General features: G+C 39.4%; 11 protein-coding genes, 2 tRNA genes, 3 rRNA genes and 1 pseudogene. 4 read left to right on the top strand and 13 right to left on the bottom strand.

Annotated features, from left to right (window positions below):
- Positions 1 to 68: 68 nt before the first annotated feature.
- From ACI6PB_RS01290 to ACI6PB_RS01250, 9 genes are all read right to left on the bottom strand, one after another.
- Positions 69 to 914 (bottom strand): aldo/keto reductase, encoded by an 846-nt coding sequence (locus tag ACI6PB_RS01290; RefSeq protein ID WP_025084576.1) that lies wholly within the window; start codon positions 912 to 914, stop codon positions 69 to 71.
- A 65-nt stretch (positions 915 to 979) separates the two neighbouring features.
- Complete coding sequence (locus tag ACI6PB_RS01285; RefSeq protein WP_025084577.1) at positions 980 to 1522, bottom strand: GNAT family N-acetyltransferase; 543 nt, start codon at positions 1520 to 1522, stop codon at positions 980 to 982.
- A gap of 101 nt (positions 1523 to 1623) precedes the next feature.
- Positions 1624 to 2133, bottom strand: coding sequence for a DoxX family membrane protein (locus ACI6PB_RS01280; RefSeq protein ID WP_404279199.1), 510 nt, complete (start codon positions 2131 to 2133; stop codon positions 1624 to 1626).
- 166 nt (positions 2134 to 2299) lie between these two features.
- Positions 2300 to 2416, bottom strand: a 5S ribosomal RNA gene (gene rrf, locus ACI6PB_RS01275).
- Between the two features lie 82 nt (positions 2417 to 2498).
- A 23S ribosomal RNA gene (locus ACI6PB_RS01270) occupies positions 2499 to 5416 on the bottom strand.
- A gap of 153 nt (positions 5417 to 5569) precedes the next feature.
- Positions 5570 to 5642: transfer RNA gene (locus tag ACI6PB_RS01265), tRNA-Ala, on the bottom strand.
- A 30-nt stretch (positions 5643 to 5672) separates the two neighbouring features.
- Positions 5673 to 5747 (bottom strand) — tRNA-Ile (locus ACI6PB_RS01260).
- 84 nt (positions 5748 to 5831) lie between these two features.
- Positions 5832 to 7398, bottom strand: a 16S ribosomal RNA gene (locus tag ACI6PB_RS01255).
- The 16S, 23S and 5S rRNA genes sit together here with 2 tRNA genes alongside, the layout of an rRNA operon.
- 600 nt (positions 7399 to 7998) lie before the next feature.
- Positions 7999 to 9018, bottom strand: coding sequence for a YeiH family protein (locus ACI6PB_RS01250; RefSeq protein WP_404327643.1), 1020 nt, complete (start codon positions 9016 to 9018; stop codon positions 7999 to 8001).
- A gap of 99 nt (positions 9019 to 9117) precedes the next feature.
- On the opposite strand from ACI6PB_RS01250, the gene ACI6PB_RS01245 reads away from it, so the two are divergent.
- Positions 9118 to 9987, top strand: coding sequence for a LysR substrate-binding domain-containing protein (locus ACI6PB_RS01245; RefSeq protein ID WP_404279195.1), 870 nt, complete (start codon positions 9118 to 9120; stop codon positions 9985 to 9987).
- Here ACI6PB_RS01245 and ACI6PB_RS01240 read toward each other — a convergent pair.
- Complete coding sequence (locus ACI6PB_RS01240) at positions 9977 to 10561, bottom strand: peptidylprolyl isomerase (protein WP_025085545.1); 585 nt, start codon at positions 10559 to 10561, stop codon at positions 9977 to 9979. The genes ACI6PB_RS01245 and ACI6PB_RS01240 overlap by 11 nt on opposite strands.
- Before the next feature lie 120 nt (positions 10562 to 10681).
- Between ACI6PB_RS01240 and ACI6PB_RS01235 the strand changes: the two genes are divergently transcribed.
- Positions 10682 to 11041: a DUF2200 domain-containing protein gene (locus ACI6PB_RS01235; protein WP_025085544.1), complete on the top strand. Its 360-nt coding sequence runs from the start codon at positions 10682 to 10684 to the stop codon at positions 11039 to 11041.
- Here ACI6PB_RS01235 and ACI6PB_RS01230 read toward each other — a convergent pair.
- Entirely contained in the window at positions 11038 to 11487 is a 450-nt protein-coding gene (locus tag ACI6PB_RS01230; protein ID WP_025085543.1) for a helix-turn-helix domain-containing protein, read from the bottom strand. The two genes, ACI6PB_RS01235 and ACI6PB_RS01230, sit on opposite strands and share 4 nt — an antisense overlap.
- 188 nt (positions 11488 to 11675) lie before the next feature.
- Between ACI6PB_RS01230 and ACI6PB_RS01225 the strand changes: the two genes are divergently transcribed.
- The gene (locus ACI6PB_RS01225; RefSeq protein ID WP_054643849.1) at positions 11676 to 11927 is read left to right on the top strand and encodes a hypothetical protein; all 252 of its coding nucleotides are present in this window, start codon (positions 11676 to 11678) and stop codon (positions 11925 to 11927) included.
- A 65-nt stretch (positions 11928 to 11992) separates the two neighbouring features.
- Here ACI6PB_RS01225 and ACI6PB_RS01220 read toward each other — a convergent pair.
- Both ACI6PB_RS01220 and ACI6PB_RS01215 read right to left on the bottom strand, forming a co-directional pair.
- Positions 11993 to 12835 (bottom strand): annotated as a pseudogene (locus ACI6PB_RS01220) (IS3 family transposase); the annotation flags it as partial.
- Between the two features lie 5 nt (positions 12836 to 12840).
- Positions 12841 to 13374, bottom strand: a complete 534-nt coding sequence (locus tag ACI6PB_RS01215) for a helix-turn-helix domain-containing protein (protein ID WP_158136989.1) — start codon at positions 13372 to 13374, stop codon at positions 12841 to 12843.
- Between the two features lie 117 nt (positions 13375 to 13491).
- Here ACI6PB_RS01215 and ACI6PB_RS01210 point away from each other — a divergent pair, with 117 nt between their 5' ends.
- The gene (locus ACI6PB_RS01210; RefSeq protein WP_025085541.1) at positions 13492 to 14334 is read left to right on the top strand and encodes a mechanosensitive ion channel family protein; all 843 of its coding nucleotides are present in this window, start codon (positions 13492 to 13494) and stop codon (positions 14332 to 14334) included.
- The last annotated feature ends 15 nt before the right edge of the window (positions 14335 to 14349 follow it).

Here is a 14349-nt window from a genome sequence, read left to right as displayed (position 1 = left end):
GGTATCAAATATGATTACCTACCCTATTACTATTGAAGCCGAACATGTTATGTCCACAGTCTCCATTCTTATCCTTGAGTAGGATTGTGGAAATGTGATGGTGCTGTATCCGACATATTATTCAAAGTTTCCATATCTTCAGCACTGATTTCAAAGTCTAATTTAGCATTGTCTTCAATATGAGCCTTGTGAACTGCCTTTGGTAAAGGCAATACTCCGTTTTGAATAACAAATTGAATAGCTAATTGTGGAACACTGACATTGTATTTTTCAGCAATCTTGAGAACGTCTTGGTTATGAATCAAGCCACCAGTTGCTAATGGTGAATAGGCTTCAACCAAGATATCATGTGCTTGCGCAAATTTAGTGATCTTAGGTTCCGTAAAACCAACATAATATTGAATTTGATCAACCATAGGTTTAACTTTAGCTATTTGTAAAACATTTTCCAAATCATGCACATTAAAGTTAGAAACACCAATTGCTTTAACACGACCTGAAGCATAAATTTTTTCCATTGCACGCCATACGTCCTGGTTCTCTTTGTCGTAATTAGCACCAATTTTTCCCCATGGCCATGGAGCATGAATCAAATAAAGATCCAAGTAATCTAAATCAAGATTCTTCATTGTAGTTTCAAAGTCATTTAAAGCATCATCATAATTTTTAGTTTCAGCTGGTAATTTAGAAGTTACGAACAAGTCCTCACGTTTAACACCTGAATCTTTAATACCTTGTCCAACTTCCTTTTCGTTTTGATAAACCAAAGCTGTATCGATATGTCTATAACCAGTATCAATAGCATCATGAACAGCTTGTCGAGCATCCTCCGCAGGGATCTGCCATGTACCAAAAGCAACTTTAGGAATCTTCACACCATTATAAATTTCAAATGTATCTGTTAATTTCGTCATAAAAAATGCTCCTTCCATTCGAACATGGTTATGATACCCCCTAGAGTTAACTCTAGGTCAAATATTTAGTCCAGTTCTTTCCAAGGAATAACTGACGACATTTTTTGAGGACGATCATTCAAATCTTTTTGTAACCAGGTTACATCTAACCAACGATTAAACTTGAAACCAACTTTATGAAAAGTTCCAACTGCTTTATATCCTCTCTTTTCATGAAACCTGATACTATTAATATTTTCCTCGGTAATACAGGCCATTAAATTGACGACCCCTTGTTTTTTTAAAATATCTTCAAGTTTTTGATAGAGTTCCGTTCCTAATCCATGTCCCTTAAAATTCTTATCAACGTAAATACTAGCTTCCACAGTCCATGCATAAGCGGCTCTTGGTCCATATAGATGAGCATAAGCATAGCCTAATATTTTATTATCATCATCTATCGCCACTAGGTAAGGAAAATTCTGAGAAATATCATGAATACGCTGTTTAAAGTTTTCAACAGATGGAATAACATCTTCAAAAGTTATGGTTGTATCAGTAATATAGGGCGCATAAATATTCAATAATGCCTGGGCATCATCCTCTGTAACGGGTCTGATTCTTGTCATTCAATCTGCCTCTTCTTAATAGATTTAATAGTTTAACATTATAGTACTTTTTGGCACAAAAAAACTTGCTGATTTACATTTATGCAACCAACAAGTTTTTTTTAATCCCAAATACCTGATTGTTTCTTTTGTTTAAAGATATGTGTTCTGATCCAAGGAATAACCCAGTAATCTAATCCTATCTTACCTGCATTAAACCCAGCAATAATAATGAAGTATTCTAGAAAAATATATTCAGGGTTAACTGAAATAGCTCCAGCCAACATGTACGAGAAGTTCATCATCAGTCCAAAGAATACTGCTGCCGTTGTTAAACAACCAAAAATAAGACCTAAACCAACAAGAAACTCACCCCAAGAAACCATCATGCTCATACCTTTGTAATGAGGTAATATGGCACTTAACATGTTATTGAACCAAGGGTAAAGAACTTTACCTGTAGGTCCTTTAACAGGATTCTTAACAGCATTGCTGAGCAAGCCTTTAACAGCTCCAGCAGCACCACCGGTGATTTTCTCCCATCCAGCCATTGTCCATAGAACACCTAAGTACACTCTAATAATAGCCAAAATAATTGAAGCAATCTTATTAGTACGTAAAAACTTTACCATAGTAATGTTTTCCCCCTTTACTAATAATTCTTACCTCTATATTATAAGTCTAATTTATAAGTCTAATTTGGCTTAATGAAGTTTTTTTAGACTATACTTGTAGACTAATTATTAATAAAAAAAGACACAAAAAAAGGAATCAACCTAAGTTGATCCCTTATCATTAGCGTGGCAGCTACCTATCCTCGCGGGTAGTTTCCCACCAACTACTTTCGGCGTGGAGAAGCTTAACTTCTGTGTTCGGCATGGGAACAGGTGTATCCTTCTCGCTATCGCCACCACACTATTGTTGCTCGTACCTTCAAAACTAGATATTAAGATTATGAATTAAAGTTGAAACACTTCAAACTGCTGTAAACTCTTACTCGGTTAAGTCCTCGATCTATTAGTACTGCTCAGCTCCATGTATCGCTACACTTCCACCCGCAGCCTATCTACGTCATATTCTCTAACGGATCTTACTTCCATAAAGGAATGGGAAATCTCATCTCGAGGGGGGCTTCACACTTAGATGCTTTCAGCGTTTATCCCGTCCATACGTAGCTACCCAGCGATGCGCCTGGCGGCACAACTGGTACACCAGAGGTATGTCCATCCCGGTCCTCTCGTACTAAGGACAGCTCCTCTCAAATTTCCTACGCCCGCGACGGATAGGGACCGAACTGTCTCACGACGTTCTGAACCCAGCTCGCGTACCGCTTTAATGGGCGAACAGCCCAACCCTTGGGACCGACTACAGCCCCAGGATGCGATGAGCCGACATCGAGGTGCCAAACCTCCCCGTCGATGTGAACTCTTGGGGGAGATAAGCCTGTTATCCCCAGGGTAGCTTTTATCCGTTGAGCGATGGCCCTTCCATATGGTACCACCGGATCACTAAGTCCGACTTTCGTCCCTGCTCGACTTGTCAGTCTCGCAGTCAAGCTCGCTTATGCCTTTACATTCTACGAATGATTTCCAACCATTCTGAGCGAACCTTTGAGCGCCTCCGTTACATTTTAGGAGGCGACCGCCCCAGTCAAACTGCCCACCAGACACTGTCCCTCACCACGCTAAGTGATGTAGGTTAGAGTTTTCATATAACAAGGGTAGTATCCCACCAATGCCTCCCTCGAAACTAGCGTTCCGAGATCAACGGCTCCTACCTATCCTGTACATGTCACACAAAAACTCAATATCAAGCTACAGTAAAGCTCCATGGGGTCTTTCCGTCCTGTCGCGGGTAACCCGCATCTTCACGGGTATTATAATTTCACCGAGTCTCTCGTTGAGACAGTGCCCAAATCATTACGCCTTTCGTGCGGGTCGGAACTTACCCGACAAGGAATTTCGCTACCTTAGGACCGTTATAGTTACGGCCGCCGTTTACTGGGGCTTCAATTCTCAGCTTCGCAAAAGCTAACTGATCCTCTTAACCTTCCAGCACCGGGCAGGCGTCAGCCCATATACGTCATCTTACGATTTAGCATAGACCTGTGTTTTTGATAAACAGTTGTTTGGGCCTATTCACTGCGGCTGGCTGTTACACCAGCACCCCTTCTCCCGAAGTTACGGGGTCATTTTGCCGAGTTCCTTAACGAGAGTTCACTCGCTGACCTTAGGATACTCTCCTCGACTACCTGTGTCGGTTTGCGGTACGGGTAGTTTATTTCTAACTAGGAACTTTTCTTGGCAGTGTGAGTTATTGTGCTTCGTTACTAAAATTTCACTCCCCATCACAGCTTGTCCTTAGAGATATAAGCATTTGACTCATATCAAGACTTACTGCTTGGACACGCATATCCATCAGCGTGCACACATCATCCTCCTGCGTCCTTCCATCGTTCAAACAAAATAAACTAGTACAGGAATATCAACCTGTTATCCATCGATTACGCCTTTCGGCCTCATCTTAGGCCCCGACTAACCCTGGGAGGACGAGCCTTCCCCAGGAAACCTTAGTCTTACGGCCGACCAGATTCTCACTGGTCTTTCGTTACTCATACCGGCATTCTCACTTCTAATCACTCCACCACTCCTCACGGTATGGCTTCAATGCAATTACAACGCTCTCCTACCACGTGTCTTACGACACATCCACAGTTTCGGTATCATGCTTAGCCCCGGTACATTTTCGGCGCAGAATCACTCGACTAGTGAGCTATTACGCACTCTTTGAATGAATGGCTGCTTCTAAGCCAACATCCTAGTTGTCTATGCGTTTCCACATCCTTTTCCACTTAGCATGAATTTTGGGACCTTAACTGGTGATCTGGGCTGTTTCCCTTTCGACGGTGGATCTTATCACTCATCGTCTGACTCCCGAGTAAAGATCAATGGTATTCGGAGTTTATCTGAATTCAGTAACCCAAGACGGGCCCCTAGTCCAAACAGTGCTCTACCTCCACGATCCTAAACCTCGAGGCTAACCCTAAAGCTATTTCGGAGAGAACCAGCTATCTCCAAGTTCGTTTGGAATTTCACCGCTATCCACATCTCATCTCAGCATTTTTCAACATACACGAGTTCGGTCCTCCAATGCGTTTTACCGCATCTTCAACCTGGACATGGATAGGTCACTTGGTTTCGGGTCTACATCAACATACTTAGTCGCCCTATTCAGACTCGCTTTCGCTACGGCTCCGACTTTTCATCTTAACCTTGCATGTTAACGTAACTCGCCGGTTCATTCTACAAAAGGCACGCCATCATCCATAAACGGACTCTGACTACTTGTAGGCACACGGTTTCAGGATCTATTTCACTCCCCTTCCGGGGTACTTTTCACCTTTCCCTCACGGTACTGGTTCACTATCGGTCACTAGGGAGTATTTAGCCTTGGGAGATGGTCCTCCCGGATTCCGACGGAGTTTCTCGTGTTCCGCCGTACTCAGGATACTGAATGGAGTGGATCAGATTTCGTTTACGAGGCTTTCACTCTCTTTGGCCAAGTTTTCCAACTTGTTCGACTATCATAACCTTTTGTTCTCACAACATCAGTCCTACAACCCTAAAGAGCAAGCTCTTTAGTTTGGGCTATTCCCGTTTCGCTCGCCGCTACTCAGGGAATCGAATTTTCTTTCTCTTCCTGCAACTACTTAGATGTTTCAGTTCATTGCGTGTTCCTCTTGACTGCTATGTATTCACAGGCAAGTAAATATCCATTACGATATTTGGGTTCCCCCATTCGGAAATCCCCGGATCAAAGCTTACTTACAGCTCCCCGAGGCGTATCGTCGTTAGTTACGTCCTTCATCGGCTCCTAGTGCCTAGGCATCCACCGTGCGCCCTTTATAACTTAACCTAAATTAAATTACAAAAAGTAATTTAAAACAATTTGCCATGACTTTCGTCACAGCTGGCAATCAAAAAGATTGCCGCGCAGTTTTCGGTGTTTCTTTAATTCATTAATTCTTAATATCCAGTTTTCAAGGTACGAGTATGACATCTCTGTCAATGGAGGTTAACGGGATCGAACCGATGACCTCCTGCTTGCAAAGCAGGTGCTCTCCCAGCTGAGCTAAACCCCCATAGTACTTATTCAATTATAACAGAGAAAATGGGCCTAAATGGACTTGAACCATCGACCTCACGCTTATCAGGCGTGCGCTCTAAACCAGCTGAGCTATAGGCCCGAAAGCGCCAGGTAGACCCCTCAAAACTAAACAAAGTTTTAACAATTGTGTATTTCCGTTGGTACCAAAGTACCATATCCTTAGAAAGGAGGTGATCCAGCCGCAGGTTCTCCTACGGCTACCTTGTTACGACTTCACCCTAATCATTTGTCCCACCTTAGGCGGCTAGTTCCCCGAAGGGTTACCCCACCGACTTTGGGTGTTACAAACTCTCATGGTGTGACGGGCGGTGTGTACAAGGCCCGGGAACGTATTCACCGCGGCATGCTGATCCGCGATTACTAGCGATTCCAGCTTCATGTAGGCGAGTTGCAGCCTACAATCCGAACTGAGATCGGTTTTAAGTGATTTGCTTGCCCTCGCGAGTTCGCAGCACGTTGTACCGACCATTGTAGCACGTGTGTAGCCCAGGTCATAAGGGGCATGATGATTTGACGTCGTCCCCACCTTCCTCCGGTTTATCACCGGCAGTCTCACCAGAGTGCCCAACTGAATGCTGGCAACTGATAATAAGGGTTGCGCTCGTTGCGGGACTTAACCCAACATCTCACGACACGAGCTGACGACAACCATGCACCACCTGTATCCATGTCCCCGAAGGGAAAGACTTATCTCTAAGCTTTTCATGGTATGTCAAGACCTGGTAAGGTTCTTCGCGTTGCTTCGAATTAAACCACATGCTCCACCGCTTGTGCGGGCCCCCGTCAATTCCTTTGAGTTTCAATCTTGCGATCGTACTCCCCAGGCGGAGTGCTTAATGCGTTAGCTGCAGCACTGAAGGGCGGAAACCCTCCAACACTTAGCACTCATCGTTTACGGCATGGACTACCAGGGTATCTAATCCTGTTTGCTACCCATGCTTTCGAATCTCAGCGTCAGTTACAGACCAGAAAGCCGCCTTCGCCACTGGTGTTCTTCCATATATCTACGCATTCCACCGCTACACATGGAGTTCCACTTTCCTCTTCTGCACTCAAGTTTACCAGTTTTCGAAGCACTTCCTCGGTTGAGCCGAGGGCTTTCACTTCAAACTTAATAAACCGCCTACATTCTCTTTACGCCCAATAAATCCGGACAACGCTTGCCACCTACGTATTACCGCGGCTGCTGGCACGTAGTTAGCCGTGGCTTTCTGGTTGAATACCGTCAGTACGTGAACAGTTACTCTCACATATGTTCTTCTTCAACAACAGAGTTTTACGATCCGAAAACCTTCTTCACTCACGCGGCATTGCTCCATCAGACTTTCGTCCATTGTGGAAGATTCCCTACTGCTGCCTCCCGTAGGAGTTTGGGCCGTGTCTCAGTCCCAATGTGGCCGATTACCCTCTCAGGTCGGCTACGTATCATCGCCTTGGTGAGCTATTACCTCACCAACTAGCTAATACGCCGCGGGTCCATCCAGAAGAGATAGCAAAACCATCTTTTAAACAAAGATCATGTGATCTAAGTTGTTATGCGGTATTAGCACTTGTTTCCAAATGTTATCCCCCACTTCTGGGCAGGTTACCCACGTGTTACTCACCCGTCCGCCACTCACCAAGGTCTGAATCATGAAGCAAGCTTCAATCATCAGGATGGTTCGTTCGACTTGCATGTATTAGGCATGCCGCCAGCGTTCGTCCTGAGCCAGGATCAAACTCTCATATTAAAAGTTTGTGACTCATAAATAAAAATACTAGCGAATTGACTTCGTTGTAAATCCAACAAATAAATGTTGGCCTACACAATTTTAGTGTTAAAACTTTGTTCAGTTTTCAAAGGTCTACCAGCTGATTAAGCGCTTACGCTCATCAGCGACTTAATTATTTTATCAAAGAGACAATAACTTGTCAAGAACTTTTTAAAATAATTTTTTCTAACTAATTATCAACGAATTGATAAACAGTTAGGAGTCATCTAACAGACAACTTAATTATTATATCGAAGTAACAAGAACATGTCAAGGACTTCTTTAAAATAATTTGGAATCAACGGAGAAGCAATTAAGCTTGAAAGCATTGATGCCATTGCTCTGTCGCAACAACAAGATATATATTACCCGTTCAGTTACGACCTTGCAACCCTTTTTTATTATTTTTTGTTAATTAACTAAAAACAATTCGGTTTCTTCCTATTGATTAATAAATATAACTTCGATATGACTTTTATGTTTATTACTATATCACGATCTCCAAACATGTCCATTGACTTTGTGTCTTGTTTTGAACAAACAAAAAAGACCACTCTTCCATAGGAAAAGTAAGTCATTTTAGAAGAACATCTTACTAACTACAATTGTAAAGGTCAATAAAATTACTGATGCCGATAAGGCAGCCAAAACAGCATTCCGGCCACTACTTAAGAAAGCTTTGAAATTAACACTCATCCCTAAAGCGGCCATTGCCATCCCTAGTACTAGATAAGCCAACTTAACTAATGTATTCAATAAAGCACTAGACATAGGAACAAAAGTACCAATAACACTTGCTAACAAGAATCCTGCCATAAACCAAGGTATTGGTAATTTACCTTTTTCACCTTCATTAGTTTTATCTTGGTGTTGATACCAGATACCTATTATCAGTGCGGCTGGTGCTAGTAGTAATACTCGAGATAGTTTGGTAATGATGGCAGCATTTAGACTAACTGATCCACCGGCGCTACCTGTTGCAATTGCATGAGCTATTTCATGAAGTGATCCTCCAGCCATAACTCCAAACTGCATCGAAGTCATATGTAACAATGGTTTAATTGCTATTTCAATTAAAGTAAAAACTGTACCTAGGATAGCAACGATTGCTACCGCTAATACTTCATCATTATGTTTATCTGCTTCTTGATCTTTGGACACTTTAATTTGTGGTGAAATACCCATCACAGCTGCTGCCCCGCAAATGCTAGTTCCACTAGCAGTTAAAATGGCTAATCGTTTGCTGACTCCAAACTTTCTAGCAATGTTATATGTCAAGACAACCATCCCACTGACAATTACTATCGCAAAAAGAATTGTTTTTACACCCGCATGGGCCAAATCAATCAAATTCAATTTGAATCCTAATAAGATGATTCCTAATCGTAAAAATTTATTAGAAATGAACCCAATTCCGCTCTCAGCTTTTTGAATTGCGGGACGATAAAGCTGGAACAGCATCCCTAATATCAGTGAAAGTACTAATGCACCAATCACTGTTAAGTATGGTAAGCCACCTAAGAAGCTACCAACAACCGAACACAATAAAGTCATAAAGAATGCATAATAGAAGCTTTTTTCAAAAAATTTTAAATACATAAGTTAATCCTCCTGTTTAAGAGGATAATATAGAATTGTCATAAGTAAAAATTAGTATTTATTACTTTTACATAAGCAAAATTTATAATAGGAGCAATTATGTTAGATAAACGTTATCAAACTCTCGTCGTTTTGGCTGACACCAATTCATTTACTAAGACAGCTCAAGTGTTATTTATTACTCAACCGGCTGTTTCACAACAAATAACTTCACTCGAAAATGAACTAAATCTTTCTTTAGTCATCCGCGATCACAACCGCATCCACTTAACCGATATCGGCCAAAAGTTAGCCGATTATGCCAAACAGGTTGAATTTGAAAGTCAAAAAGTTCTCAACTCTTTAAAAACGCCTACTAAATTCAATATGGGTTGTACTCTTTCCCTCAGTTCAACCCTACTACCAAAATTCTTGAATCATTTAAGTGACAGAATCCAAATCTCTACTACTGAAATCAAGAATACCGATCATATCCTACAAAATATCCGTGATGGTAAAATTGATTTCGGTCTAGTTGAAGGAAATTTTGATACCACTGAGTTCGATTCTTTCTTCTTACAAAAAGAAAATTTTGTTTGTATCTCCCACCAACAACTCGATATTTCAACCATTGAGGATGTCTTCAACCAAACACTACTGATCAGAGAACCTGGTTCCGGCAGCCGTAACATTTTTGAAAATTGGTTAGCCACTCAAAATTATAAGATCAGTGACTTCACTAAAGTAATGGAGATTGCCAGTCCTAATACCATCATTGAATTGCTCAAACAGATTCCCGGTATCACTTTTATCTATGAATCACTTGTCGCCGCAGAGATTAAAAATGGGCAATTAAAAAAACTAGATTTTCCAGGGTTCAAAATTGAACATCCCATCAATCTAGTTTTTCTCAAGAATTCTTATTTTAAAAATACTTATCAGGAATTAACTACTTCATTTCTTCAAGAAACGAATTCTATTACTTACTGATTTCGACACTTTCCATAACAACATCTTCTTTAGGCTTATCATTACCATCACGTTTAGCACGGCTGATTTCTTGAACAACATCCATACCTTCAATAACTTGTCCAAAAACAGTATGACGATGATCCAGCCAAGGTGTACCACCGTTCTTATAAGCAGCGATAATTTCTTCAGGATAACCTGCTCCGGCCATTTCTTTGATCATACGCTTAGGCATATTTTCATTTGAAACAATGAAGAATTGACTACCATTAGTGTTAGGACCAGCATTAGCCATTGATAAAGCACCAGTTAGATTATATAGTTGGTCACTAAATTCATCCTCAAAGCTCTTACCATAAATACTTTCACCACCGGCACCAGTACCAGTTGGATCTCCACCTTGAATCATGAAGTCAGGAATAACACGATGGAAAATAATTCCGTTGTAGTAACCCTTTTGAGCCAACTCAATAAAGTTCTTAACGGTCTTAGGAACTAATTCATCAAATAGTTGAACCTTGATTACTCCGTGATTTGTTTTAATTGTGGCTACACTGCCTGTAGCATTTTCTAAATCCAATTGTGGATATGTCATATTATTGTTTCCCTTCTATTATCTAATCTAAGTAAACCTACTTTACCATACTAAATCAAAGTACAGGTGGTAACCGACTTTATTTTGTTACACTAACTAAAAAGGTTAACGGAGGTATATATGAAGAAGAAAGACATCACCCAAATGGCATTTCGAGATCTCTACCCACTTTATATTCAAAAAGTTGAACGCAAAGGTCATTCACAATCCGAAGTCAACCAGATAATCTACTGGTTAACTGGTTATAACGATCAATTATTATCCGAACAAATTGAGACTGGTGCAACCTTAGCAAATTTTTTTCAAAACGCTCCACACATAAACGAAAATACCGCTTTAATCAAAGGGTCCATCTTCGGCATTCACGTTGAGAATATCCAAGATCCCCTAGTCCAGGAAATTCGTTATTTGGATAAATTGATTGATGAGCTGGCCCACAATAAAACTATGGAACAAATTTTGCGAAGTGAAATATCTTAGTTTCGTTTACGTAATTTTTTAAGTAGGTAGATAAGTCCACTAATCAACCCCATCATCAAGAATAGATAACCTACAGGAATCAAAAAGAATGGTTCATGTAAAACGCCGTTACCATCTAGTGATGACCCAATTATCTTGAATAATAAAAAACTACCCATTCCAGCTAAAACCATAATTATTGTTACGTATAAATTGATCCGCATTTTCCGAACCTCACTACTGTCGTTCATCAATTTTGTCGTCATTGTCGGATCACCTAAGATTAATTGGTCCAAAGATAATTTGAACGTTTTAGCAATCATAACGACCATTTCCAAATCAGGTAAATTACGGTTATTCTCCCAACTAGAAATTGTTTGTCGTGAAACATTCAACTTCTGAGCTAGTTGTTCTTGAGTCATTTTCCTACTGGTACGTAACTTTTTTATCTGCGATCCAAAATCCATTCATTCAGCCCCCTTTTTTCATTAGTTATACCGATATAGTGACAGAATTGAAAGCTAGAGTTACAAGCATTCTTGATATATCAACATTTATAATTTAATATTTACGATCCGTATACTCATCTATAAATATAACTAATTCTGTGTTATCTTGTATGTCCAATGAAATCCAAAGACTGAGGGTACAAATTTTGATCACAGAAAACATTCAAGACTACACTTTAGGAAAAGAAGAACCTACATTAGATATCTCCATTACGGGAAACAGTAACATCGACTATTCTCATGATGACCTAAAGATTGCGGCCGCAATTAAGTTAATCGAATCTTGCGACAATTTGAACTTTACCTTACAAACTGGAGAACACGAATTATACAAGGAATTGTCCGACAAGTTATACGTCGCAGTTGAAGATTTCGTTCCCAAGAGTTACTTAAGTTAAATAAAGAGGCAGCCTAACCAATCGGTTTTGAAGTGCAATAAAAAAGTTAGACATTTTTATAAGTTTTAAAAAATCATGGATTGTTCCCTGTATTCTACAGGGGACAATCCATTTTTGTTTAAAGAAATACGTTTATTGTTGTACCAATTGATATATTTAGCGACTATGTTCCTTAATTCGGTTAGGTCATCGATATTATACCTATAAAGACATTCTCTTTTGAGCAGATTAAAAAAACTCTCAATTGGGGCGTTGTCGTGACAATTGCCTTTTCGAGACATACTTTGTTCAATACCCATTGTTTTTAGGGTATCTCGATAATATTTGAGTTGATAATGCCATCCTTGATCAGAGTGAAGGATTGGTTTTAAAGAGGGAACTATATTTTGCTTCAATTTTTCTAGAGTATCTAATATTAGTAATTTATTAGGGCTCAAACTTATTGAATAAGATAATATTTCGCCGCTGGCCTGGTCCAGCACGGCGGATATATAGCCCCATTTGTCTTTACGCAAACGTATTTGAGTTACATCTGTATGTAATACTTTTAAAGGTTCTGTCTCAGTAAATTTCTGTTTGATTGTATTAGGAACTATTTTTCCAAGGTTACCTCTATAGGAACAGTAACCGGATGTGTGTTTTGAAAAAATAACTACTTTTAATTTAAGTTTGGTCATTAAATGCCGAATTGTTTCTGGAGAATTTTTGAATCCGACCTTGAGAGACTCTTTCCAGATTCGACGATAACCGTAGGTTGAGTTTGAATCGTGATATGTTTTAACAATAAAATCTTTTAGTTGAGCGTATTTATCTGTTTTATCAGTTTTACTAAGGCGTTCATAATAAGTTGATCTTGGTAGATCGACCTTAGTTAATAACTCATTCAACTTGTATTTTTTAAGTAATGATTTGACTAATTTTGCTTTTTCGAGTTGTGATCGTTTTCTCGCAAGGTCTTTAGTGCTTTTAAAATATCACGGTCCATTTCGGCATCATGTAGTTTAGCTTTTAGATCAAGAATTTCCTGTTTATATTTCTCTTCTTTTGTGGAATTTAAACGTGTTTGTTTCTTCTTTTTCTTGGCCATTAACGGTCGTCTCCCTCTGGGACGACGCCTTAATCCAATAACACCATATTGATTATATTTATAGATCCATGAATCAACTTGACTAGGTGATATCTTGAAATAAATTGCAGTATCAAGGCGACTGATCTCATGTAATTTATAATATTCTATCACGGATAATTTGAAATCTTGAGAATATTCTTTATGGGATTTCTTACTTATCAAATAATCAAGTCCATTCGCCTCCGCTTCATGGATCCAGCGATAAATCGGTGATTTACTGGGCATTCCATATTTTTTCGATAATCCAAGTATAGAAATTTGTCCATCAAGGTATTCATTTACTAATTTAGCTTTGAAATCTGAAGAGTATTTGGTCATAAAAAAAGTGCTCCTAAAGTTGTTAGATTATGTCTAACAATTTTAGGGCACTTCATTTAGCTGTCTTTTTGTTTATGCTATCATTATTTCAGCTACTTTTTGAAAGGAACTGAAATTTTGAATACATCCCTTAACTTAAATACTCTTATTAAAAAAGTTTTTCTAAAGGTCGATTGGGAATCAGTGTTACAACATGTGATCTCAGTTGTTTTCCAATTAGTTCTATTAACAGTCGTCTTACTTTTGATCAATTGGATCGGTAAAAAGATCATTCGTCATATTTTTAAAACAGGACTGCGTAATTACAAACGTGGTATCTCGCCCAAAAAATTAGATACCATTTATACTTTGGTTCTCAATATTTTTAAATATATCCTGATGTTCTTTTGGATCTACGCTTTATTATCAGCTATTGGAATTCCCGTTGGTACCCTAATCGCCGGTGCCGGAATCTTCAGTTTGGCGATTGGTCTTGGCGCTCAAGGATTCGTCTCCGATATGGTCAATGGCTTTTTCATCCTTTTGGAACAACAAATCAGTGTGGGCGATACAATCACAGTCAATAACGTCGAAGGACAAGTTACATATGTTGGCATTCGAACAACCCAAATTCAAAGTGTTGATGGAACTTTGAATTACATCCCTAATCGAAATATTACTGTCGTCAGCAATAAATCTCGTAATAATATGCAGGCTTTGATGGAAATTCCAGTTTCTAGTGCTGCTCCTTTTGAGGAAATCACTAAAATCATTAATCAGATCAATCAGGATTTGGATTTGAAAAAATTGCAGATTACTAAAAAACCCTATATTGTTGGATTTTCCAATCAACCTGACGGCACTTTGGTTATTCAGGTCGCTACTTATACTAAACCAGGTGCTCAATTTCATGTTAAAAATGTTTTGTTGGAGAAGTATCTCTCTGGCATTACTGGTGCTGGAATTGATTTGCCTAAATAAATTAAAAACCACTAG

The sequence above is a fragment of the Companilactobacillus paralimentarius genome (assembly GCF_963227125.1).
Classification (GTDB): Bacteria; Bacillota; Bacilli; order Lactobacillales; family Lactobacillaceae; genus Companilactobacillus; species Companilactobacillus paralimentarius.
Note: the sequence above shows the minus strand (reverse complement) of the source record. Positions and strands in the feature narration are given on the sequence as shown.

Bases quoted from the DNA above. Each gene is read 5' to 3' on its own strand.
- ACI6PB_RS01290 (WP_025084576.1), bottom strand. From the start codon at position 914: ATGACGAAATTAACAGATACATTTGAAATTTATAATGGTGTGAAGATT.
- ACI6PB_RS01285 (WP_025084577.1), bottom strand. From the start codon at position 1,522: ATGACAAGAATCAGACCCGTTACAGAGGATGATGCCCAGGCATTATTG.
- ACI6PB_RS01280 (WP_404279199.1), bottom strand. From the start codon at position 2,133: ATGGTAAAGTTTTTACGTACTAATAAGATTGCTTCAATTATTTTGGCT.
- ACI6PB_RS01250 (WP_404327643.1), bottom strand. From the start codon at position 9,018: ATGTATTTAAAATTTTTTGAAAAAAGCTTCTATTATGCATTCTTTATG.
- ACI6PB_RS01245 (WP_404279195.1), top strand. From the start codon at position 9,118: ATGTTAGATAAACGTTATCAAACTCTCGTCGTTTTGGCTGACACCAAT.
- ACI6PB_RS01240 (WP_025085545.1), bottom strand. From the start codon at position 10,561: ATGACATATCCACAATTGGATTTAGAAAATGCTACAGGCAGTGTAGCC.
- ACI6PB_RS01235 (WP_025085544.1), top strand. From the start codon at position 10,682: ATGAAGAAGAAAGACATCACCCAAATGGCATTTCGAGATCTCTACCCA.
- ACI6PB_RS01230 (WP_025085543.1), bottom strand. From the start codon at position 11,487: ATGGATTTTGGATCGCAGATAAAAAAGTTACGTACCAGTAGGAAAATG.
- ACI6PB_RS01215 (WP_158136989.1), bottom strand. From the start codon at position 13,374: ATGACCAAATACTCTTCAGATTTCAAAGCTAAATTAGTAAATGAATAC.